At 60.8% G+C, this 21,540-nt stretch carries 19 protein-coding genes and 1 tRNA gene; 9 read left to right on the top strand and 11 right to left on the bottom strand.

The window, feature by feature from the left end:
* The first annotated feature begins 4 nt into the window (after positions 1-4).
* The 4 genes from hemC to C1T17_RS03135 all read left to right on the top strand — a co-directional run bounded on the left by hemC (position 5) and on the right by C1T17_RS03135 (position 3,415).
* A complete protein-coding gene (gene hemC / locus C1T17_RS03150) occupies positions 5-961 on the top strand; it encodes a hydroxymethylbilane synthase (RefSeq protein WP_104952175.1) in 957 nt (318 codons plus the stop codon).
* A gap of 53 nt (positions 962-1,014) precedes the next feature.
* Positions 1,015-1,638, top strand: coding sequence for a uroporphyrinogen-III synthase (locus C1T17_RS03145; RefSeq protein WP_223262769.1), 624 nt, complete (start codon positions 1,015-1,017; stop codon positions 1,636-1,638).
* Positions 1,639-1,678: 40 nt separating this feature from the next.
* Complete coding sequence (locus C1T17_RS03140) at positions 1,679-2,635, top strand: hypothetical protein (RefSeq protein WP_104952173.1); 957 nt, start codon at positions 1,679-1,681, stop codon at positions 2,633-2,635.
* A 69-nt stretch (positions 2,636-2,704) separates the two neighbouring features.
* The gene (locus tag C1T17_RS03135; RefSeq protein WP_104952172.1) at positions 2,705-3,415 is read left to right on the top strand and encodes an esterase/lipase family protein; all 711 of its coding nucleotides are present in this window, start codon (positions 2,705-2,707) and stop codon (positions 3,413-3,415) included.
* Here the strand turns inward: C1T17_RS03135 and C1T17_RS03130 are convergent.
* Both C1T17_RS03130 and C1T17_RS03125 read right to left on the bottom strand, forming a co-directional pair.
* Entirely contained in the window at positions 3,412-3,807 is a 396-nt protein-coding gene (locus C1T17_RS03130) for an acyl-CoA thioesterase (protein WP_104952171.1), read from the bottom strand. The two genes, C1T17_RS03135 and C1T17_RS03130, sit on opposite strands and share 4 nt — an antisense overlap.
* Positions 3,808-3,811: 4 nt before the next feature.
* On the bottom strand, positions 3,812-5,875 hold the full coding sequence (locus tag C1T17_RS03125; RefSeq protein ID WP_104952170.1) for a S9 family peptidase: 2,064 nt from the start codon (positions 5,873-5,875) through the stop codon (positions 3,812-3,814).
* 87 nt (positions 5,876-5,962) lie between these two features.
* Here C1T17_RS03125 and C1T17_RS03120 point away from each other — a divergent pair, with 87 nt between their 5' ends.
* Positions 5,963-7,744: an aminopeptidase P family protein gene (locus C1T17_RS03120; protein ID WP_104952169.1), complete on the top strand. Its 1,782-nt coding sequence runs from the start codon at positions 5,963-5,965 to the stop codon at positions 7,742-7,744.
* On the opposite strand, the gene C1T17_RS03115 is transcribed toward C1T17_RS03120, so the two are convergent.
* A complete protein-coding gene (locus tag C1T17_RS03115; protein ID WP_104952168.1) occupies positions 7,739-7,954 on the bottom strand; it encodes a hypothetical protein in 216 nt (71 codons plus the stop codon). The two genes, C1T17_RS03120 and C1T17_RS03115, sit on opposite strands and share 6 nt — an antisense overlap.
* Positions 7,955-8,018: 64 nt before the next feature.
* Here C1T17_RS03115 and C1T17_RS03110 point away from each other — a divergent pair.
* Positions 8,019-8,093 (top strand) — tRNA-Thr (locus C1T17_RS03110).
* Between the two features lie 240 nt (positions 8,094-8,333).
* On the opposite strand, the gene C1T17_RS03105 is transcribed toward C1T17_RS03110, so the two are convergent.
* From C1T17_RS03105 to C1T17_RS03090, 4 genes are all read right to left on the bottom strand, one after another.
* Entirely contained in the window at positions 8,334-10,145 is a 1,812-nt protein-coding gene (locus C1T17_RS03105; RefSeq protein ID WP_223262768.1) for a family 43 glycosylhydrolase, read from the bottom strand.
* A 98-nt stretch (positions 10,146-10,243) separates the two neighbouring features.
* The gene (locus tag C1T17_RS03100; protein WP_223262767.1) at positions 10,244-11,380 is read right to left on the bottom strand and encodes a hypothetical protein; all 1,137 of its coding nucleotides are present in this window, start codon (positions 11,378-11,380) and stop codon (positions 10,244-10,246) included.
* A 26-nt stretch (positions 11,381-11,406) separates the two neighbouring features.
* A complete protein-coding gene (locus C1T17_RS03095; protein WP_104952166.1) occupies positions 11,407-12,948 on the bottom strand; it encodes a sulfatase in 1,542 nt (513 codons plus the stop codon).
* Positions 12,949-13,069: 121 nt separating this feature from the next.
* Positions 13,070-14,647 (bottom strand): sulfatase family protein, encoded by a 1,578-nt coding sequence (locus tag C1T17_RS03090; protein ID WP_223262766.1) that lies wholly within the window; start codon positions 14,645-14,647, stop codon positions 13,070-13,072.
* An 83-nt stretch (positions 14,648-14,730) separates the two neighbouring features.
* Between C1T17_RS03090 and C1T17_RS03085 the strand changes: the two genes are divergently transcribed.
* A complete protein-coding gene (locus C1T17_RS03085) occupies positions 14,731-15,801 on the top strand; it encodes a family 43 glycosylhydrolase (RefSeq protein ID WP_104952165.1) in 1,071 nt (356 codons plus the stop codon).
* 229 nt (positions 15,802-16,030) lie between these two features.
* Here C1T17_RS03085 and C1T17_RS03080 read toward each other — a convergent pair whose 3' ends face one another.
* On the bottom strand, positions 16,031-16,771 hold the full coding sequence (locus C1T17_RS03080; protein WP_104952164.1) for a FadR/GntR family transcriptional regulator: 741 nt from the start codon (positions 16,769-16,771) through the stop codon (positions 16,031-16,033).
* 448 nt (positions 16,772-17,219) lie between these two features.
* Between C1T17_RS03080 and C1T17_RS03075 the strand changes: the two genes are divergently transcribed.
* Together C1T17_RS03075 and C1T17_RS03070 are read left to right on the top strand one after the other, a co-directional pair.
* On the top strand, positions 17,220-18,128 hold the full coding sequence (locus tag C1T17_RS03075; RefSeq protein ID WP_104954967.1) for a formylglycine-generating enzyme family protein: 909 nt from the start codon (positions 17,220-17,222) through the stop codon (positions 18,126-18,128).
* 420 nt (positions 18,129-18,548) lie between these two features.
* Positions 18,549-18,989, top strand: coding sequence for a DUF2147 domain-containing protein (locus C1T17_RS03070; protein WP_411269206.1), 441 nt, complete (start codon positions 18,549-18,551; stop codon positions 18,987-18,989).
* A 3-nt stretch (positions 18,990-18,992) separates the two neighbouring features.
* Here the strand turns inward: C1T17_RS03070 and C1T17_RS03065 are convergent, their stop codons facing one another.
* The 3 genes from C1T17_RS03065 to C1T17_RS03055 form a co-directional block, all read right to left on the bottom strand.
* Positions 18,993-19,685, bottom strand: coding sequence for an aspartate/glutamate racemase family protein (locus C1T17_RS03065; RefSeq protein WP_104952162.1), 693 nt, complete (start codon positions 19,683-19,685; stop codon positions 18,993-18,995).
* Positions 19,686-19,775: 90 nt separating this feature from the next.
* A complete protein-coding gene (locus C1T17_RS03060; protein ID WP_104952161.1) occupies positions 19,776-21,212 on the bottom strand; it encodes an NAD(P)(+) transhydrogenase (Re/Si-specific) subunit beta in 1,437 nt (478 codons plus the stop codon).
* A complete protein-coding gene (locus tag C1T17_RS03055; RefSeq protein WP_104952160.1) occupies positions 21,212-21,496 on the bottom strand; it encodes an NAD(P) transhydrogenase subunit alpha in 285 nt (94 codons plus the stop codon). Before C1T17_RS03055 ends, C1T17_RS03060 begins: the two co-directional genes overlap by 1 nt.
* Between the last annotated feature and the right edge of the window lie 44 nt (positions 21,497-21,540).

The raw sequence follows: 21,540 nt of genomic DNA, 5'->3' as shown, positions 1-21,540 counted from the left end.
CGATATGGTTGCAGCTTCCCCAACTTCCCGACTTCCCTTGCGCCTCGGCACGCGCGGATCGCCTTTGGCGCTGGTGCAGGCCAATATGGTGGCGTCCGCCCTCTGTGCGACCCACGGCTGGGACAGCGAGGCTATTGAGATCGTCACGGTGAAGACCAGCGGCGACCGGATTCAGGACCGGGCGCTAGCGGACATTGGTGGCAAGGCGCTGTGGACTAAGGAATTGGACCGGGCCTTGGTGGATGGGGAAATCGACTTCGCCGTCCACTCAATGAAGGATGTGGAAACGATCCGACCGCCCGAGATCACAATCGCCGCGATGTTGCCGCGCGCCGATGTGCGCGACAAGCTGATTGGCGCAGAAAGTCTCACCGAACTGCGCGAAGGCGCCGTGGTGGGAACCAGCTCTCCGCGCAGGGCCGCACAGGTGCGCCGGCTGCGCCCCGATGTGACGACGACGCTGTTTCGCGGCAACGTCGCGACGCGACTGGCGAAGGTGAGCGCGGGCGAAGTCGACGCATCACTGCTGGCGGCGGCGGGTCTGGACCGTCTGGGTCAGCATGATATCGGGGCATTTATTCCAGTAGACGTGATGATGCCCGCGCCGGCGCAGGGTGCCGTGGGTGTCGAGACCTTGGCGACAAATGGCGAGATGAGCGCGCTGTTATCTGCAATTTCGGATGCCGACACTTTGGACTGCGTGCTGGCGGAACGCGCGCTGTTGCTGGCGTTGGGCGGCAGTTGCCATTCGCCGATCGGCGCCCTGGCGCGGATCGAGGGTGACGCAATCTACCTGATCGCCGAGATCCTGACGGCTGAGGGCGCCGAGCGCGTGTCGGACACGACATTGGTGCAGCGGGGCGACCTGAGCGCCGCGTCGGCGCTGGGCCGCAGTCTGCTGGCGCAAGCCTCGCCGGCCATTCGCGCCCTGTTCGATGGTGCTGCGGAGGCTTCGGCATAAACGCCGCTCGTCCCCTGCTCGTCCTGCGCCCTGAGCCGGGCGCTGGCGTCACGGTGCAAAGAGCGCGCGCGGCTGGTTTCGACGCGCACGCCTATCCCCTGTTCATGACGACCGGTCTGCCGTGGACGGGACCGGAGCCGCATCTTGTGGACGCAGTCATGTTCACAAGCGCCAATGCTGCTCGACTGAGTGGCGAGCAGCTTTATCTCTACAGGCATTTGCCTGCCTTTGCGGTGGGCGGCGCGACCGCGCAGGCCGTAGCGGAGGCGGGCTTTGCGTCCGTCACGAGCGGCAATGATGGTGTCAAGTCACTGCTCGACACGATTGCGGCGCGCGGACATGATCGTGTCCTGCATATCTCGGGTCGCGACATCCGGACGTTCGACCCCAAAGGACTGCGCGTGGTGTCGGCCTGCGTCTATGCAGCGGTCGAGATTGGCAATGCCGAAGACCTCCTTGCGCTCCTGACACCAGGCATGGCGCTGCTGGTCCACTCGCCTCGCGCGGGTGAGCGGCTGGAGGCACTCGTACCCGTAACGCGTCGATCCGATCTGCATGTCGTCGCGATCAGCGAAGCGGCGCTTGCCCTGTGCGGCACCGGATGGGCCAGCGTCGTCGCAGCGCGAAGCCCTCGTGACGACGCGATGCTGGCCCTTGCCGCCGGATTGTGCAAATGACTGTGGCGCTCCTGACTGAACGGGTCGATAAGGAAACGGCATGAGCCAAGACGCCATTAGCCCGCTGCCGCTCGGCACGACGCCCGCGCCCGCGCCCGCCGACGTAGCGGCTCCCGATGATACGGATTCCTCCTTCACGGCGAATGCACCTGCAAGCGCCCCGCGCGCATTTCGCGAGAAGCGGCGCAGCAACGCGCCGTTGTGGGTCGCACTGATCGTACTGGCTTTCCTGGGAGGGATTGCCGCTGCCGCACTCGCCTTCCCCCGCCTGAGTGGTTGGTGGAATGGGACGGCGCAGCCCGTAATGGTCGCGACGGGAGTGAAGGCGTCCAGCCCCAACGCGCCTGTGTCGCTGCCCGCCGATGCCGCGCGACAAGACTTGCTCGCGCTCCGCATGAGCGAGCTTGAGGATCGACTGGCGCGCGTATCTGTGGCGGCGCAGGCCGCATCGGGCAATGCGACGCGATCCGAAGGGATGCTGGTCGCCTTTGCCGCGCGCCGAGCGTTGGATAGCGGCTCGCCGCTTGGCTATCTGGAGGGCCAGTTGCGGCTGCGTTTCGGGCAGGCACAGCCGCGCGCCGTCGCCACGATCATCAATGCCGCGCGGGAGCCGGTTACGCTCATCGACTTGCAGGCTGGGTTTGATGATATTGCGCCGTCGCTCCGCACAGTGCCGCCTGGCACCGATTGGTGGACGGCGTTCCAGCGCGAGGCGCATGATCTTGTCATCATCCGTAAGGCTTCGACGCCATCACCGCTGCCGGAGCGCGCGATCCCGCGTATCGCCCGCCTGCTGGCCAGCGGGCGGGTTGCTCCTGCAATGGAAGAGATCGCGCGACTGCCGGGCAAGGCGACGGCAGAGCGTTGGCTGGAAATGGCCCGCCGTTACCGGGAAGCGCGCCGCGCGCTCGACCTGATCGAGACGGCAGCGATATTGGAAAGTCCGCCGGTCCGTGTCGTACCCGCCGACCTGAACGCCGCGAGAGTCGCTCAGTAGAGCGTATCAAATACGCAATCGTCACGTCATAAATCTTTCATAAATCTCCGATTTGCTTATGGTGGCGGCATGTCCCGCGCCGTCGCCTTTACCGATTCTCACGCCATCGGCGTCTCCGCGCCTTCCAAGGCGTTGTTGGCGAGCGAAGTGCGGGCATTCGTCCATATGCGCTGGGCTGCCGCTTTTGCGCGTCCGGTGTCTTTGCCCGTACAAGGCGAAGGACGTCCGGTCCTCGTGCTTCCCGGTTTCATGGCGTCCGACAACACGACGGCGCGGCTACGGCGCTCTTTGGCTGGGGCCGGTTTTGCTGTGCACGGTTGGGGCCTTGGTCGTAATCGGGGCGTCAATGCCGATATGCTGGAAGCGATTGATCGGCGTGTCTCTGCGATTTCCGTCGATCGTCCGGTTACGATCGTCGGCTGGAGCCTCGGTGGCCTGATCGCACGCGAATATGCCAAGCTGGCGCCGGATCGCGTGAGCCGCGTCATTACGATGGGCAGTCCCTTTTCGGGTGATCCGCGTGCGAACAACGCCTGGCGCATGTATGAGCGGATTGCTGGGCATCCTGTCGATAGTCCGCCAGTGCAGTGCACATTGTCGCAGAAGCCGTCTGTACCGACCATCGCTTGCTGGTCGGCGCGCGATGGTGTGGTTGCACCGGCTTGCGCGCGTGGTCAGGATGGCGAGCGCGATATGGCGCTGGAATTCGATTGCACGCATATGGCGTTCATCGCCGATCCGAAGGCGATCCGCACTATCGCCCGGCTGATCGTCGGCTAAGCCAGGAACGGCGCTGCAACCTCTGGCGGGATGCGCTGGATACGTCCGCTTTCGCGATCTACGATCACCCATGTCGATTTGGCGCTGACCTTCACCTTTCCGTCGGGACCGGTGAACTCTACGAAACGGTCGAAGCGCGCACCACGTGGGCTTTCGCCGACCCATGTCTTCGCCGTCACCGCGTCACCTGCTCGCACATTTCCACGATAATCGATCTCATGGCGATTCACGACCCAGGCATAGGCATCCACATGCAACGGGTCGGCGATGGCCTGCCAGTGACGAGTAGCAACCTCTTGTAACCACTGCACCCACACCGCGTTGTTCACATGCCCCATTTCGTCGATATGCTCGGGCAGCGCCGTGATCGTGGTGGCGAAGGGGGTGGGCATCGCCTTATCCCGTCAGGCCCATTTGCCAAAGGATGAAGGCGAACTCCTCTGCACCTTCATGCAGGCTCTCGAAACGCCCCGATTTGCCGCCATGGCCCGCGCCCATGTTGACCTTCAGCAGCAGGACATTGTCGTCGGTCTTGGTTGCCCGCAGCCGCGCCACCCATTTCGCCGGTTCCCAATATGTCACGCGCGGATCGTTGAGGCCCGCCGTCACCAGCAGCGGCGGATAATCCTGCGCCTTCACATTGTTGTACGGATCGTAGGACAGGATCGTCTCGAACGCAGTCTTGTCCTCGATCGGATTGCCCCATTCGGGCCACTCGCCGGGGGTGAGCGGCAGGCTCTCGTCCAGCATGGTGTTCAGCACATCCACGAACGGCACATGCGCGACGACTGCGCCCCACAGATCAGGATCGCTGTTGATGACCGCTCCCATCAACTCACCGCCCGCCGAACCACCCGAGATGCTGATCCGGCCTTTCGCCGTGTAGCCGCGGTCAATTAGACCCTTTGCCACATCCACGAAATCGTTGAACGTGTTCGTGCGCTTGTCGAGCTTTCCGTCCAGATACCATTGCTGGCCAAGGTCATCGCCGCCGCGAATATGCGCGAGCGCGAAGGCGAAGCCGCGATCGAGCAGGGACAGGCGACCGGTGGAAAAGCCCGGCTCCATCGCGATGCCATAGGCGCCATAGCCATACAGGTGCAGCGGACTGCTGCCATCCTTCTTGAAGTCCTTCGGGTACACGATCGACACCGGGATCTGCGTCCCGTCGCGCGCGGGCACCATCAGGCGTTCGGTCGCGTAGAGCGACGCGTCATAGCCCGAAGGGATTTCCTGAATCTTCAGGACTTCCAACCGCCCATCGTCCAGATGATAGTCGTAGATCGTATCGGGCGTCACCATCGATTCATAGCCGATGCGCAGCTTCGTCACGTCATATTCGGGGTTGTCGTCCAGGCTCGCGGAGTAGCTTGCCTCCGGGAAGGCGATACGCTTTGCCATGTGCGTGTCGTAATCGCGCAACTCGACCTGATCGAGGCCGTCGTCGCGGCCTTCGGTCACGTAGAACTGCTTGAACAGCGTGAAATCGGTGAGATAGAAGCGATCGGACGGCGCGATCACTTCGGCCCACTGATCCGGCGTGTCCAGCGCTGCCTGTACCAGCCGGAAATTGGGATGCGTGTCGTTGGTGCGGATGTAGAGCGCCCCATCCCGCTCATCGACATCATATTCGCGGCCCGGCTTGCGGGCGGAGACGAGCAGCGGCTTGGCCAGCGGATCGTTCGCGGGGAGCAGCCACGCCTCGCTCGTCACGTGGTCGCCCGTCGCGACGACGATCCACTTTTCAGATGACGTAAGGCCGATGCTGACGCGAAAGCCTTCGTCATCCTCGTGGAACAGCTCGACATCGCTGTCGATCGGCGAACCGAGCCAGTGCAGCCGGGCATTATCGGTCCGCCAGTTCTCGTTGGCGAGGCTGTAGAGCAGCCCCTTGCTGTCGCTCGTCCACACCAGCGACGACAAGGTGCCGGGAATCGTATCGGGCAGCATCTCGCCCGTGGAGAGATCCTTGATCCGCGCCTCGAATCGCTCCGACCCGTCGGTGTCGATCGCAAAGGCAAGGTAACGGCCACACGGGCTGACCGACATCGCGCCGAGGCGGAAATAGTCATGACCTTCGGCGAGCATCGGTTCGTCGAGGATCAACTGATCGTCACCTCCCGCGACCGGACGCCGGAACCATTTGCGATACTGCGCACCGGTTTCAAACGCCCGCCAGTAGACGTAATCGCCGTCCTTCTGCGGCACCGACTGATCGTCTTCCTTGATCCGGCCCTTCATCTCCTCGAACAGCGCGTCGGTCAGCGCCTTGTGCGGGGCCATGGCAGCTTCGAACCAGGCGTTTTCCTCGCCGAGATAATCGAGAACATCCTTGTCCGTGACCTTGGGATAGCCCGGATCGCGCAGCCACGCCCACGGGTCTTCGATGGTGATGCCATGGGTGGTGAAGCTGTGGGGGCGCTTGGAAGCTACGGGCGGAACGGAAGGAGCAATGGTCATGCGCGCCTTTTGTCCTGACGCGGGCGCTGGCGCAACCGTGCATGTATGACTATGTTGCTGTAATAGCGTATCGTACTGGAAAACTGCATGTCTACTTATGAAGCCCGCCTGGCCGCCCTGCGCGAACAGCTCAAGAAGGACCGGCTCGATGGCTTCGTCGTACCGCTGACCGACGAACATATGAGTGAATATGTGGGCGCCTATGCGCAACGCCTTGCCTGGCTCACTGGGTTTCAGGGATCGGCAGGCAGCGCCGTGGTGCTGCCGGAAGCCGCCGCGATCTTCGTGGATGGGCGCTACACACTACAGGTGCGCGAGCAGGTGGATGGCAATCTGTGGCAATATCAGAGTGTGCCGCAGACGAGTGTCGCAAGCTGGCTGGGCGAACATGCCGCGGATGGCGGACGCATCGGCTACGACCCATGGCTGCACACCAGCGCCTGGGTGAAGCAGGCGACCAGCGCGTTGGCCGAAAAGGGCGCGACGCTAGTGGCCGTGAACACCAATCCCATCGACGCCGTGTGGCCCGACCGGCCCGAACCCAGCAAGGCGCGGCTCGTTAGGCATGACGAAGTGTACGCAGGGCGTAGCGCGCGCGACAAGCGGCAGGATATGGCGGACTGGCTCATGGCACGCAAAGCGGATGCGGTGGTGCTTTCGGCGCTGGACTCGATTGCTTGGACGTTCAACATCCGCGGGGCTGACGTGGAGCGTACGCCTGTCGCGCTCGCCTATGCAATAGTCCATGCCGACGCGACCGCAGACCTGTATGTCGCGCCAGAAAAGATTAGCGACGATGTGATCCAGCATCTGGGCAATGCCGTGCGGGTGCATGACCGTGCTGGTTTTGCCGATACTCTGGCATCTTTTGTGGACAAAACCGTGGCGGTGGACCCTGAGCGGGCCGTGGCCGCGATCTTCGACTTGCTCGATAAGGGCGGGGCGAAGATATTGTCGCAGCGCGACCCCGCCGTGCTCGCAAAAGCCGTCAAAAATGATGCTGAAGTGGACGGTCATCGCGCCGCGCAGGCGCGCGATGGCGCAGCGCTCAGCCGTTACCTGCATTGGCTGTCTGTGGAGGCTCCAAAGGGCGTACTCACCGAACTGAGTGCAGCGGCGAAGCTTCATGGATTTCGCGAGGAGACAGGCAAGCTCAAGGATCTGTCGTTCGACACGATCTCAGCCTTCGGTCCAAACGGCGCCAGTCCGCACTACAGAGTGGACGAGGCTTCCAGCCTGCCCATCAAGAGCGGCTCACTCTATCTTGTCGACTCCGGCGGCCAGTATCTTGACGGCACAACCGATGTCACGCGTACCATTGCGGTCGGGACGCCGTCCGATGAAATGCGCACACGTTTCACGCTGGTCTTGAAAGGGCATATTGCCCTTGCGCGCGCTGTATTCCCCGCGGGCACGCGCGGCGGGCAACTCGACGTGCTGGCGCGGCAATATCTCTGGGCGCAGGGTTTCGATTACGCGCACGGCACCGGACATGGCGTGGGCAGCTTCCTATCGGTGCATGAAGGGCCACAGCGGATCGCGACCTTCGGCGGCGGCGACGAGCCGCTGCGTGCGGGCATGATCCTGTCCAACGAACCTGGCTATTACAAGGCCGGAGAATACGGCATCCGCATCGAAAACCTGGTGTTGGTTGAAGAGCGCGAGATTGCCGGCGCGGAACAGAAGATGCTGGGCTTCGAGACGCTGACATTTGCGCCGATCGATCGCAATGTCATCGACCTGGCATTGTTGACCGCCGAAGAACGCGACTGGCTCAACAGTTATCATGCAAAGGTGTTGGAGGTTGTCGGCCCACAACTGAAAGGCGACGCAAAGACGTGGCTCGAAAGCGCCTGCGCGCCTTTATAGCTCCTCGTTGCGTTGGGACGGGCTGGCAGGGGGCGCGGACTGCTCGCGCGCCTGTCCCTTGCGGCGCCGCAGATTCTCCCGCAGCGCCTGCGCCAGCCGCTTCTTGCGTTCATCCTCTTTGCTCATAATCCGCGTGTAGGAAAAATCTGCCGAGGCTGGCAAGTGGAACAGCGTATCGGGCGCTTGACAATTGGGGTCAAACAAAGCCATAGGCCCGCTTCCCGCGCAGTCCGGCCTAACCAGCCGCACCTCAATGCGCATGCGGAAATGGTATGCTGCCGTAGCTCAGTGGTAGAGCGCATCCTTGGTAAGGCTGAGGTCGCGAGTTCAATCCTCGCCGGCAGCACCAGCATCCCGCGTTGACAGATCATACGCGGCGGTGATCGCCTCGAGCATCTGGTCCCAGGCTACAGCCTCTTAGCGCACGAAGCGGCTGTTGTATGTGCGCTATGGCGTTACGACGGGGCGCGCCGGACCCTAGCACCCGGACGATGCCATTCAGCACCCGCGATCATCGATGCATGAAACGCCTCGCCGCTTATGGGATAACAGCGACTCGATCACGCGCCGGATATCGGCGTAAGCATGGCTATTCCCGTGCTGCTCGAATGCGCGGCACGCCTATGGACGCGGGATCTCCGATGTCAATTGGCACCAGGCCAAAATGCATCCGCCACGGTGCAGTCGGATCGTTGCCGAACATCGTATACCAGTAGCTTCCCTTTTTGTCCTTGAACGGCGTTCCGTGCCCCCCGTGCGGAGCGCCCATGCGGCGTTGGCTGTATGGGCCGAACAACGATTTCGACGTGCCGTACATCATGTCGTACGTGCCATGGGTACGCAGGGGGCCATTCCATTCAGCACCGGTGAGGAAATAAACGCCATTTACCTTGATCAAGCCATTGCCTTCATAGCCGACCGCGTCTCCATCGACATCGACCAGCTTGCGCACGGGGCCATCGAATCCGTTGCGCGCAGCATTGAGCTTGGCGATGCTGCCTCCGCCCCAAAGAAAATACAGGCCGTCGTCATCCTCGAACGGGAACCCATCAATGCCGTTGACGAGGAAGCTCTTGGAGACGTTCTCGTATGGTCCTTCGGCTTTACCGCTGCGCGAGCGGTAAAGCCACGTCTTGCCGCCCGCGCCGCGCTCCATCACAGAGAAGGCGAGGTAATATGTCTTATCGCGTTCGACCCATTTGATCTCGGGAGCCCAAAGCTCGGCGATATTCTCGCCGAAGTCATAACCCATGCCCTCCCATTTGAAAATGAAGCCAACTTCCTCCCACTTCTTCAAATCGGCCGAGCGCCACAACTTCACGCCGCCTTCCGGCTTGTGATAGCCGTAACCGTCAAGCGTTCCGACGAGGTAGTAGTTACCGTCGCCACCCAGCGCTACGGAAGGGTCACGCATCGTTTCAGTGGTCACCAGCGGCTTGCGTGCGGCGACTGCGCTGTCCTCCGTGATCACTGCCGCCCCCTGGCGGAGCCGGCCCCCGGGTGCGCGTTCCAAAGGAACCAGGCCCACCTGCTCGCAGAACACGGCGAACCCGTCCTCGCACCTTGGGTTGTACAGGGCGGCGAGCGCACCGTCATCAAGCTGTACGATCGACCCGGTTCCCGCGTGCGGAACGGCTAGCATCCGCATTGCGAAGGGCCCATAGGGAGTGGGGCCCTCTGCCATGAACAAGTCTTCGGTAGCGGTTCGCATGCGGCCGGTGACTTCAGTGGCCGCAAGCACATAGCGGTCGCCATCGCGAAACATGGTCGCACTGGCACCACCGACGCGCGTGCGTACTGGCCAGTCCTTGCCGACCGGAGGATGCTGCTCGAAGAGCTTCTGATCGGGTTTGAGGAAGCGCGGCGATTCCGCGATCTTTGTGAATCCGGGCGCCAGCCGCACGATCATGCCGCCGCCCCACAGCAGATATCCCTCGCCATCAGTATCAACGAACAGCGAAACGTCGGACGCGTCCTCGACGAGGCAGGGAGACGCGGCGAAGGCGCCGCCCGGATCAGCGCCCCTGCCAGCGGCGACGCGCGCGCAGCCAGTCTTGTCTGAAAAGGCAAGGTAAAGCTTGTCGCCCGCCACCGTCAGCGACGGAGCTAGATAGCGTTCGGAGACGTTGCCGGGCATAATTCCATTGCCGGTAATGTTCGCTGGCCCAATACTCTTCCAAGTCTTGCTGTCCTTGGAAGTCCAGAGCTCAACGCCGTGCCGCGGGGCGCTGCGCAGCGACGTACCGGTCAGGATCCAAAGTCCATCGGGCGTGCGCGCGATAGACGCGTCGCTGATAGCCCGCTCTGAGAACAACGGTGCGACTGGCTCCGCATCTGCTGCGGGCATCACCACAGCGTTCTTATCCATCGAAGGATGGTCTGCGAAGATATCGTCAGCCACAGCTTTTTTCAGTTCTTGCGCCTGGGAAAAGGCCGGCTGCGTTACTGAGAGCGCCGCCAAGAGAAGGAGGCTACGGATTTGATTTAGACGCATGGAGATCACTGCTTCTGCAACGCCTTATAGTCGTCGACCCAGGCATAATTGAATGCCGCACTGCCGTCAGGGTTTGGCTTCACCGTGCGACCTGCGAAGATGCTGTTAAGCAGCCAAGGCGTTGAATTCGGACCAAAGTTCACGGCCATCGAGCTGCCCTGTTTGAATCCGTACGTTGCCACTGCGAGGCGTCCGGTGTCGCGGAACGCCTTCATCTGATTACGCAGATAGTGCTTGCGGTTCTCGAACCAAGGACTTTGCGAAAGGAAGTCATCCCACTGCGTTTTTGAGAAAGGCGTCTCCAACGCCGCCTTAATGATCTGCCAATTCTGGGCATTAGCCGGCGCGCCATATTTCGCCGCGAACGCGGTGGGGATATTGCCTTGCAGATTTTGCTGCCACCACCAAATTAGCGAGAACTCGGTGACGATGAACTTCTGGTCGGGCCGCATGCGCGTCAGGATGAAGTCCAGGAAAGGCCTGGACGCCTCGATCGTCGGTATATGCGGGTGAATGTTGACGCCGTCGATTTCAGGCGTTGCTTTGACAAACGCCATCCAACGCTCAGTGGATTCGTTCTGGTTTGGCTTGAGGTCGAGCCGATTAAGCGCTCCCATATAAAGGCGTGTCTTGCAGCCGGTCGCGCAGTGCTGCGCGCGATAGGCGATCGCACGCTTGGCCAGAGCTTCGTAATAGACGTTGAAATTCTCATTCCAGTCCTCGGGGCGGCTTTCGATGTAAGGCTCGTTGCCGATCACCAGAATGTCCACCTTACCCATCACCAGCGGCAACACCGCGTCCAACCGTGCTAGGTCCCTCGCGAAGGTTGGGCTGTCTGCTTTAGGAAACGCCACGCGATTATAGGGGAACTTGAGAGTGAGGATCGTCTTGTAGCCGTGGGTCGCTACGTCTAGGATCGTCTTGATGGCGCCGTGATTAATGGCGGGGCCACTATCGAGTTGCGGCATCGGCAGAAACAATCGGACCCATTGTGTGTCGGTTTTTTTGAGATCGCGATAATCCACGTCTTCGAAATGTTCGTTGTAATTTGCGCCCAGCGCCCCTTGGGCCAGTGCCACGACCGGCGCGAGGCTTACTGCGGCACCCAATACCAGGAATGTCGCACGTCCTATAATCCGCATTTCCATCTCCCTGGTTGGTTCTTGGACTAGTTTCCCGGCCGTGTCGGCCGCTCTGCCGCGAGTCTCAAAGTCACGGGCTTGGGTTGCGCATCGAGATAGGTCTCGAGCTGGGCGCGAACCTTGGGCAGCACGTCCGCCTGGTTGCGCGTCTCGCCCGGATCGGCTTGAAGATCGTAAAGTTCGTAACTGCGTTCGCCAGTAGTTTCTTGGGTCCAGCGGACAAGCCTATAGCGTGCTCCGCGGATCGCCTGGCCGATGTGTCCAGGACGAGGATAGGCGTGGTAGGCGTAGGGTCGGACGATCTTCCGTGTGTCGCGCAGCACAGGAACAAGGCTCAGCCCATCAAGCGGCTGCATCGTCCGCGGTAACGTGAGACCTGCAAGCGCAGCGAGGGTGGGATAGATGTCTACTGTTTCCGCCAATTGCGCGGGCGCCCTGCCTCCAAGTCCCGTGCCGGGGCCAGCGATGATCAATGGCTGCCGAACGGCCTGCTCAAAATTGGTGTGCTTGGTCCAGATCCCGTGATCGCCGAGATGCCAGCCATGATCACCCCACAGGACCACAATCGTGTTATCGGCGAGTCCTTCGCGCTTAAGCGCATCCAGTACCCTGCCGATCTGAACATCGACATAGCTAACTCCAGCATAATAGCCGTGGATCAGCTTGCGCTTGAGTGGTTCCGGGAAATCCCTTCCGGGAACCTGCCCTTCGGGTATCGGCCTGTAAGCTGCGATCTCGCCGCCTACCTTACCGGCGAACGGGGGGGCTCCATCAGGCAGCCGCTCGAAATTAGGCATAGGCAGCTTGGAGGGATCGTACATGTCCCAATATTTTTTGGGAACGGAAAATGGCAGATGCGGCCGCGCGAAACCGACCGCCAAAAAGAACGGAGAAGCTGAAGACTTAAGCTCGCGCAGCCTGTCCGAGGCCCGTTTTGCGGTGCGGCCGTCTGCATAGGCTTCGTCAGGGATGTCGGGGCTCTCCCACGCCGCGCCTCTGCTCAGTGTGGCTGCATATTTCCAGACATTGCCTTCTACGGGCACCTCGTTGAACAGCGCCTGCTCGCGTGTCGGCTTCCCGCCGGTGCTCTCCGGATCGTTATACTCGATCACATGATCGTGGATCGGCGGCCGTGACCAACTGGCGTCGTCATCGTGCGAGCCGTGCCCAACATGAAATACCTTGCCAATGCTCTCCGCTTCATAACCTGCCAGCTTGAAGGCCTGAGGCAGGGTTACGGCATTGGGAACATACTGCCTCAAGTCCATACCGAAATCGTAAATGCCGGTCGATGTCGAGCGGCGACCAGTCATCAGATTGATGCGACTGGGCGCGCATACCGCCTGGTTGGCATATGCATGCTCAAAGCGTGTGCCCCGCGCAGCCAAAGCGTCGATATTAGGACTGATCGCGGTCCGATCACCGAAGGAACCCAGGGTGGGCTTCAGGTCGTCGATCATAATGAGGAGAATGTTCGGTCGTTTCGTGGGGATGAGCGTGGAACTGTGGAGGCCGGAATTCGGCACTGGAAGCGTTTGCGTGCATGCGCCGATCGTTGCTGCCGCCATCAGGGCAATTGCACACTTTGCGATCCGAGGGAAACGACTCACCTACACCTCTCCATCTTTCCTATAAATCATATAAGTTGTTCGACGGGAGGCAAGCTTTGTGCCGCACGTGCGTAACGGGTCAGGGTCGACTACGTCCTTCTCGCTCGATCCTGTCGAGTTTTGCCGCCAATTGGCGCGTTCGCTCGGGTAGCTTTTTCGACAGGTCGAAGCGCTCGCCGGGATCACGCGTCAAGTCGTAGAGTTGATGTGCGGGCGACGTGCCGATCGCATTCCCGTGAAATTCCTGTGGTCGGACGCTCCCCCGAATGAACTTCCATTTTCCTTCGCGCAAGGCGAGGATGCGCGCCCCGCTACTCGCCACGGTGCTACCGGTAGTCACCATCATTTTGGTGTCCTCGATCACGTAGTCGCGACCGCTATCCGTCTCGCCTAGCAATGGTGCGAGCATGTCGAAGCTGTCCACCGCTACGTCACGCGGCAGAGTGGCGCCGACGAGGGAGGCTAATGAGGCGGTAAGATCGACATGGTCGATAAGCGCATGTGAGACATAGCCAGCGCGGACATGGCCTGGCCAGCAGGCAATCATCGGCACGCGCGTCCCCCCCTCGTAAATGCTGTACTTGCCGCTGGTGAACGGGCCGGACGGGCGATGCCTGCCGACGCGCTCGACCGCCTGATCGCTATAGCCATCGAACAGGATCGGGCCGTTATCGCTGCTGAAGAAGATCAGCGTGTCGTCGGCGAGGCCAAGCTTCGTCAGTTCCTCCACAAGCGCGCCTACCGTCCAGTCTAGTTGGAGGATCGCATCACCGCGTGTTCCCATGCCCGACTTCCCGACGAAACGGGGGTGCGGTGCGCGTGGAACATGGGGTTCGTTCATCGCGAAATACAGGAAGAAGGGGTCGTCCTTTCGTGTCTTCACGAAGTCGAGCGCTTTGCGGAGCAGCACGTCGGTCAACTCCTCGTCCTTCCACCGCGCCTGCCGCCCACCGGTCATGTAGCCGATGCGACTAATGCCGTTGATAATCGTGTTTGAATGTTCGGGGTCAGCGCCGAATTTACGTAGTCCAGGGTTCTCGGCACCCGTTGGCTCGGTGCCGACCTTGTCCTTGTAGTTAACGCGGATCGGATCGGTGGGATCGAGGTTCACCACCCGGCTATTCTCGATCAGCACGGTTGGAACGCGATCAAGCGTCGCGGGCATGAAGAATCCATAGTCGAACCCGATGTCGAGCGGCCCCGGAGCGATCTCTCCATTCCAGTCGACTTTGCCATTGCCTAGCCCCAGATGCCATTTTCCGACTAGGCCGGTGGCGTAGCCGACCTGCTTCAGCATCGTCGGTAGCGTGTATTTGCCCGGACGGATCAACGCCGGCGCATCGCCGGGCAGGATCTGAATGCCGGACGCGCGCCAGGCATAGTCCCCGGTAAGCAATGCATAACGAGATGGCGTGCAGGTCGCGGATGGCGAATGCGCGTTGACGAACCTCGTACCCCGTGCTGCCAACATATCGAGATTGGGAGTGTGAATGGTGTCAGCGCCGTAACAACTGAGGTCACCATAACCGAGATCGTCGGCATAGATCACGATGATATTGGGTTTCCGCGCTGCGCGCGTTCTTCCCCATGCGGGGGGCGTGATGAGCGCGGCGGTGCCCGCCAGCAGAACGCCACGACGCGTGATTCCGGCATGCAAGATACCTCTCCTTGTAATTCGCTTTCGATCTGGCCAGAGTATATGATATTTATCGTATATTAAAGCAGATGATGGAGAGATTAATGGCTGACCGCCCGCTTCCTCGTGCAGCGTTCATTACCAAGGCCTTGGTCCAGTCGGCGGCGATCACTTTGCTGGCTGCTTTGCCCAATTCAACGACTTCGCACGCGCGGACCGCAGCAGATGCAACATTTACGAACCCGCTTCTGACGTCGGGTCCCGATCCCTGGGTGTTCCAGTACCGCGGCGTCTATTACTATACGCACACGATGCGCGACCGCATCACGTTGTGGCGTACCCGAGATATCACCGATCTTGCGCATGCCGAGCGAAAGGTAGTTTGGACGCCGCCGGAAGTTGGGAAGAACGCCCATCTGATCTGGGCGCCTGAGCTGCACCGGCTGAACGGCAAATGGTATATCTACTATTCTGCGACGGAATCGGGGTTCAAAGACGACGCGCATCGAGGCGTCTTTGTTCTGGAGAATGCGTCCAAGGATCCGCTCGCGGGGGAATGGATTGACCGCGGGCGCGTAAATACCAAGCGCGCGGGGATCGACGGGACCGTCTTTAAGCATCGTGGCGGGCTATATTTTGCCTATTCGCCTTATGTAGGGGCAGTCAGCGGACTTGCTCTGGCGAAGCTCGCCAATCCATGGACGATAAAAGGCGAGGAAACCCTAATCGCTGAGCCCGACAAGGAGTGGGAGAACCAGGGCGGCCGACGCATCCTCGAGGGGCCTGAATTCTTGGCCGGTCCGAAAGGGCAAATCTTCCTCACCTACTCAGCTGGGGCGTGCTGGTCGGATAATTACTCGCTCGGGCTACTAAGCGCCTCCGCCGGAGCGGACCTGTTGGCGAAGGGCAGTTGGACGAAGCGCCCACAACCGGTGCTGTCGAGCGCCAATGGCATCTTCGCCACGGGGCACAACGGCTTCTTCCGTTCGCCCGACGGGCGCGAGCAATGGATCGTCTATCATGCCAACCCGGCTGCGAACATGGGCTGCACCCTCAAGCGTTCGCCCTTTTTGAGCAGGGTTAATTGGACAGCGAATGGCGATCCTGACATCGCGCGCCCGACAGCGCCCTCTGTGCGGCAACCCAAGCCATCAGGCACGCACGGAATACGCTGACGCGGCCCGGTGTGCTTTGGCACGGCGTTTCCATAATCGTGAAGGACCGAAGGACGCCCGACTCGCTGGAACGCTTTCGCCAACTGAATGTGACGCTGACTTTCAACGTTAATAATCTGACTGGTGCAGCATCTCACAACTGCCGCCAGTTCAATGCTCAGAACCAAGTCTATCGTTGGAAGACTTGGTTCCTAGAAAGCGTCTATCGCTTGGGCGTCAGATTCCGCAATCAGCTGAGTTCACTCGTCTTTGCATCGTCGATGAGCGATAGCACGTCACCGATAAGCGCACGCATCGCGGCTCGCGCCGCATCAGGATTTCGCACCTCAATTGCATCGCGAACCGCCGCGTGATCTGCCACGTTCGCCGAACGGCCCTTGATCCGGTTCGTAAAGCGGATGGAAGTCCTCAGCGCAGTGCTTACCACATCGCGGAACTGGACATAGAACGGATTGCCGGAAGCGCGTAGGATCGCGACGTGAAAAGCGATATCAGCCTCAAGCACGTCTTCCATCCCTAGTTCTGCGGCTTTCATCCGTTTCAACCCGGATGTAATGCGCGCTCGCTGCTCCGCGTCGGCAAATTGCGCCGCAAGCGCCGCGGCTTCCGGTTCGATTGCCACGCGTAGCTGATTAAACTGTTTGAGAAGCTTTATCGAGAATTGCCGTTCGAGCAGCCATCGCAAGACGTCGGCATCGAACAAATTCCACGAAGTAGTTGGTTCAACAACTGTGCCCTGCCGTGGACGCGCGCTCAGCAGGCCCTTCGCGGTGAGCATCTTCACCGCCTCCCGCGTCACCGATCGGCTGACGCCGTGCTGCTTGGCGAGATCGGCCTCGGTCGGGAACGCCTGCTGTTCGTATTGCCCGGTAACGATCGCGCGCCCCAGACTGTCGAGTAGGCCATATGTCAGGTTTCGACCGAGTTGAGGCGGCGAACTGTCCACTGACAAAGTCGATGATGCAATCATCAAAGGTCTGCTCCCTTTCCCGCCTTTATAGGGGCCGGAGCATGTTAAGCCGAAAGCGCCGCTAAACAAGACCATTGATATGATAAATATTTTCGCTGACTTTCCGGCGCTGTCCGCCAGATCATGGAGAGGACTGAGCGTGAGGAGTTTGCCGCAAATTGATCGCATAATCGTCGTCTTCTGTGCCGTCGATGCGCGCGGAGCGGTCCAGGATATCCGTGCGTTTCCGGTGGAAGGCATTGCGCCCCTAAAGCATGCAGCCCTGGTTCGGGGGGAAGCCGCATGATTGGTCTCAGCTAGGCGCTGTACATGCCCGCCTGACCGCCGAACAGGCTGACGCCAGAGCCCGCGCCCTTGTCCAGGCCTTGCCCGCCCGATATTTGCACAGCAAAGCGCAGGCATGAAAAAGTCCGTTTACAAGACTAAGCCGCAAGTGTCGCATGAAGGAATGCGGCTGATCCCGGGCGGCAGCTTCACTATGGGATCAGAGCAATTCTACGAGGAAGAGCGCCCGTTGCGGCGGGTGAAGGTGGACCCCTTTTGGATCGACGAGACCCCCGTCACCAACGCCGCCTTCGCGGCATTCGTCGAGGCGACCGGTTATCGGACCGCCGCCGAGATCCCGCCCGATCCCAAACATTATCCCGGAATGGACCCGGCCTTCGCGGTCCCGGGATCGCTGGTCTTCAATCCGCCGAGTTCGCCCGTACCGCTTGACGATCATTCGCGTTGGTGGAGCTTCGTTGCCGGTGCCGACTGGCGGCATCCCACCGGCCCCGACAGCAGTGTAGAAGGACTTGCCGATCACCCCGTGGTCCATGTCGCGTTCGAGGATGCAAGAGCCTACGCCAAATGGGCGGGCAAGGCATTGCCGACCGAGGCCGAATGGGAGTTTGCCGCGCGCGGCGGCATTGAAGGCGCCGAGTTCGCCTGGGGCGGCGAACTGGCACCCGCAGGCGCAATGCTCGCCAACTACTGGCAGGGGCTGTTTCCGTTCACGACGACCAAGGCCGACGGTAATTTCCGCACTAGCGTCGTGGGCAGCTTCCCGCCTAACGGCTACGGCTTGTCGGACATGATCGGCAACGTGTGGGAGTGGACCAAGGACTGGTATGGTACTCCAACCTCGCTGAAGAGCCGCGGCGGATGCTGCGAAGCAATCAACCCGCGCGGCGCCACTGTCGGGGAGAGCTACGAGGCGGGTGGATTTAAGATCGGCCGCAAGGTGCTGAAGGGCGGATCACATCTATGCGCGGTCAATTACTGTCAGCGCTATCGCCCTGCGGCGCGTCATCCTCAGCATATAGACAGCGCGACGACCCATATCGGTTTTCGCTGCGTTTCCAGGAAAGTTTGATTACGCCCCGAGTAAGCAACAAATGACCTAGGGCCTCCCGGATAACCGAGCACGAGAATCCTGCGAGGGTGTGGTCCTTCAGTCGAGAAAATGAAGTGGCACTCGTTTACGTGTTGAGTGAGGCGCTTCCTCAAAGCGACGATGCTTGGTTAAACAAAGGGCGGAGACGATCAGGACCGTTTTTAGGTCCGAGTTGCCGTTATCAGCCTACGGCTAAGCCTATCTCAGACTACCGGAGGCTTGCACCTTGCGAAGGCACTGACCTGTGAGTTCATCCTCATTGGCAACAGAATATCAGTGCACTAAGTTTGTGGTCGCAATGCGCCGGTCCCGCGGAAAGAACCGCGATCATCCGGTCGGCATTATGCGTTACCCCCTAGCCGCCTTGTGCCAACGGGCTTATGTCTCATGCAAAGTCGCATGAGAGGAAAAGCCTTGAAACTCCTTATGATCGCACGCGCCGCATCTACAGCGGCGCTTATCCTGCTATCGTCCACCGCCTCCGCTGCGCAGCCGATCGCGGGCCGCTGGCTGACCGAGAACGGGAAGGCGCTCGTACAGATCGGACCCTGTGGAAAGGCCCTGTGCGGACAGATCGTGAAGGTCATCAAACCCACGCCCGGCGCGCCCCGGAACGATGCGAACAATCCTGACGAAAAGCTACGCGCCCGGCCTATCGAGGGGCTGACGATCCTGAGCGACTTTACGGATGCAGGCAGCCTGTGGAAGGGAAAGATCTACGATCCCCAGTCGGGCAAGACCTACACGTCCAAACTGACGCGCAACTCGAATGGCACGTTGAAAGTGCAGGGTTGCATTGCCTTCTTCTGCAAGACGCAGACCTGGGCTGCGGCGCGCTGAGGTCTATTCCGAAAGAATGAAGCGCGCGCCCGCCATCGCGTGAATGTTCGTACAATCGTAGATCGGGAGCACATTCGCCTTCACATCGACGATCATCTCAAGCTCGGTGCAGGCGAGTATCACTGCCTGCACATTTTGCTTCGCGATGTCTGTCAGTTCTGACTTCATGAAGCGTTCGGATTCACGCGTGGCCTTGCCCAGCACCAGCTCGTCATAGACGATGGTGTCGATGCGGTCGGCGAGCTTCATGTCGGCCGGGAGCAAGGATACGCCGTGCGCGACGAGGCGCTGGCGGTAGAACTTCTCCGTCATCACATTGCGCGTGCCGATGAGTGCGGCGGACTTGACGCCGTCCGCGTTCATCTTGTCGCCGACGACTTCGGCGATGTGGATGATCGGCACGCCGACCGCCGCTGCCACAGCGTCATAGACCTTGTGCATGGAGTTGGCGCAGATCAGCAGCGTCTCCGCGCCTGCCGTTTCCAGCCGCTGCGCTGCGCCGATCAATTCGCGGGAGGCCGAGTCCCAATCATCCGCACTGGCGCTGCGGGCAACGTCGGCGAAGTTCAGGCTCTCGATCAGAACTGGCGCGCTAGACAGCCCACCCCTGGCGCGTGCGACGGCCTGGTTGATGATCTGGTAGTAGCGGGCCGTGGAGGTCCAGCTAAGTCCGCCGATCAAACCGATTTTGCGCATGTCATTCCCAGGTCAGAGTACAAGAACGCTCCCGCTGCCGAATGCGCGAGGCACACGGCAGGGGAGCGTCCTCACCTAAACATAGCTGGCTTAGTGCGCCAAGCCTTTCACGATTTCCTCGACCATCTTCTTGGCATCGGCAAGGAGCATCATGGTGTTGTCCATATAGAAGACTTCGTTGTCGACGCCGGCATAGCCCGCGCCGCCCATCGAACGCTTCACGAACAGCACCGACTTGGCGTTGGCGACGTCCAAGATCGGCATGCCGTAGATCGGCGAGGTCTTGTCGGTCTTTGCCGCCGGGTTGGTGACATCGTTGGCGCCGATGACAAAAGCCACATCGGCCTGACCAAATTCGCCATTGATGTCCTCAAGTTCGAACACCTCGTCATAAGGCACATTCGCTTCAGCCAGCAGCACGTTCATGTGGCCGGGCATACGGCCTGCAACGGGATGGATGGCGTATTTGACGGACACGCCTTCCTTCTTGAGCAGGTCGCCCATTTCACGCAGCGCATGCTGCGCCTGGCTGACCGCCATGCCATAGCCCGGCACGATGATGACGCTGTCCGCCTGCTTCATCAGGAACGCCGCGTCTTCGGCAGACCCGCGCTTGTAGGGACGGTCGATGACCGCACCGCCACCCGACGCTTCGGGAGCAGCGCCGAAGCCACCCGCGATCACGCTGATGAAGCTGCGGTTCATGGCCTTGCACATGATGTACGACAGGATCGCGCCGGACGAACCCACCAGCGCGCCGGTGATGATCATCGCGCTATTGCCCAGCGTGAAGCCCATCGCGGCAGCCGCCCAACCCGAATAGCTGTTGAGCATCGACACCACGACGGGCATATCCGCGCCGCCGATCGGGATGATCAGCAGGAAGCCGATGATGAAGCTCAGCGCAATGACGGTCCAGAACAGCCATGGTGCAGCAACCGTCGGCGCGGCCATTACGTAGAACCAGGCGATCAAGCCGAGGATCGCAACCAGCGTACCCAGGTTTATGACATGGCGGCCCGGCAGCATGATCGGCTTGCCCGACATGTTTCCGTTGAGCTTCAGGAACGCGATCACAGATCCGGAGAAGGTGATCGCACCGATCGCGACGCCCAAGCCGAGTTCGATACGGCTGGCGTTGTGGATCTCGTTCGTCACGGTGTCGAGAATGCCGAACGCGGCTGGATTGAGGTAAGCGGCGGCGCCCACCAGCACGGCAGCAAGACCGACGAGGCTGTGGAAGGCCGCAACCAACTGCGGCATGTCCGTCATCGCAATCTTGCGCGCGGTGATGAAGCCGATGACACCGCCGATGGCGATCGCCGCGACGATTTCCGGAAGGCTCGTCAGATCATGGGTATAAAGCGTCGTCGCAACGGCAATCGCCATGCCGGCCATGCCGAAGCGGTTACCCGTGCGGCTGGTCGCCGGACTGGACAGCCCGCGCAACGCGAGGATGAAGAGGACGCCTGCGACCAGATAGGCCAGCGCGACGAAGGGCGGAACTGCGGTGACGGCTTCGTGCATCACTTGCGCTCCTTCTTCTTATACATGGCGAGCATGCGTTCCGTGACGGCAAAGCCGCCGAAGATGTTGACCGATGCGAACACCACCGCCAGCAGCCCGAGATATTTGGCAGCCGCGCTTCCCGCCTCAGCCGAGGCGACCAGCGCGCCGACGATGATGACGGACGAAATGGCGTTGGTCACCGCCATCAGTGGCGTGTGCAGCGCAGGCGTCACAGACCACACCACATAATAGCCCACGAAACAGGCCATCACGAAGATGGATAATATTGATACGAAGTCCATATTGGCCCCCTTGGCTCGCCGCTTTTTGGCTGCGGCCCCGCGCA

It is taken from the genome of Sphingobium sp. SCG-1 (assembly GCF_002953135.1).
GTDB lineage: Bacteria > Pseudomonadota > Alphaproteobacteria > Sphingomonadales > Sphingomonadaceae > Sphingobium.
This window is presented reverse-complemented; position numbering and strand designations above follow the sequence as displayed.

Excerpts from the sequence above, each read along its gene's own strand:
- C1T17_RS03055 (WP_104952160.1), bottom strand. The coding sequence starts at position 21,496 with ATGGACTTCGTATCAATATTATCCATCTTCGTGATGGCCTGTTTCGTG.
- C1T17_RS03100 (WP_223262767.1), bottom strand. The coding sequence starts at position 11,380 with ATGCGGATTATAGGACGTGCGACATTCCTGGTATTGGGTGCCGCAGTA.
- C1T17_RS03140 (WP_104952173.1), top strand. The coding sequence starts at position 1,679 with ATGAGCCAAGACGCCATTAGCCCGCTGCCGCTCGGCACGACGCCCGCG.
- C1T17_RS03120 (WP_104952169.1), top strand. The coding sequence starts at position 5,963 with ATGTCTACTTATGAAGCCCGCCTGGCCGCCCTGCGCGAACAGCTCAAG.
- C1T17_RS03070 (WP_411269206.1), top strand. The coding sequence starts at position 18,549 with ATGAGAGGAAAAGCCTTGAAACTCCTTATGATCGCACGCGCCGCATCT.
- C1T17_RS03080 (WP_104952164.1), bottom strand. The coding sequence starts at position 16,771 with ATGATTGCATCATCGACTTTGTCAGTGGACAGTTCGCCGCCTCAACTC.
- C1T17_RS03130 (WP_104952171.1), bottom strand. The coding sequence starts at position 3,807 with ATGCCCACCCCCTTCGCCACCACGATCACGGCGCTGCCCGAGCATATC.
- hemC (WP_104952175.1), top strand. The coding sequence starts at position 5 with ATGGTTGCAGCTTCCCCAACTTCCCGACTTCCCTTGCGCCTCGGCACG.
- C1T17_RS03115 (WP_104952168.1), bottom strand. The coding sequence starts at position 7,954 with ATGGCTTTGTTTGACCCCAATTGTCAAGCGCCCGATACGCTGTTCCAC.
- C1T17_RS03060 (WP_104952161.1), bottom strand. The coding sequence starts at position 21,212 with ATGCACGAAGCCGTCACCGCAGTTCCGCCCTTCGTCGCGCTGGCCTAT.
- C1T17_RS03085 (WP_104952165.1), top strand. The coding sequence starts at position 14,731 with ATGGCTGACCGCCCGCTTCCTCGTGCAGCGTTCATTACCAAGGCCTTG.
- C1T17_RS03135 (WP_104952172.1), top strand. The coding sequence starts at position 2,705 with ATGTCCCGCGCCGTCGCCTTTACCGATTCTCACGCCATCGGCGTCTCC.
- C1T17_RS03095 (WP_104952166.1), bottom strand. The coding sequence starts at position 12,948 with ATGGCGGCAGCAACGATCGGCGCATGCACGCAAACGCTTCCAGTGCCG.
- C1T17_RS03125 (WP_104952170.1), bottom strand. The coding sequence starts at position 5,875 with ATGACCATTGCTCCTTCCGTTCCGCCCGTAGCTTCCAAGCGCCCCCAC.
- C1T17_RS03065 (WP_104952162.1), bottom strand. The coding sequence starts at position 19,685 with ATGCGCAAAATCGGTTTGATCGGCGGACTTAGCTGGACCTCCACGGCC.
- C1T17_RS03075 (WP_104954967.1), top strand. The coding sequence starts at position 17,220 with ATGCGGCTGATCCCGGGCGGCAGCTTCACTATGGGATCAGAGCAATTC.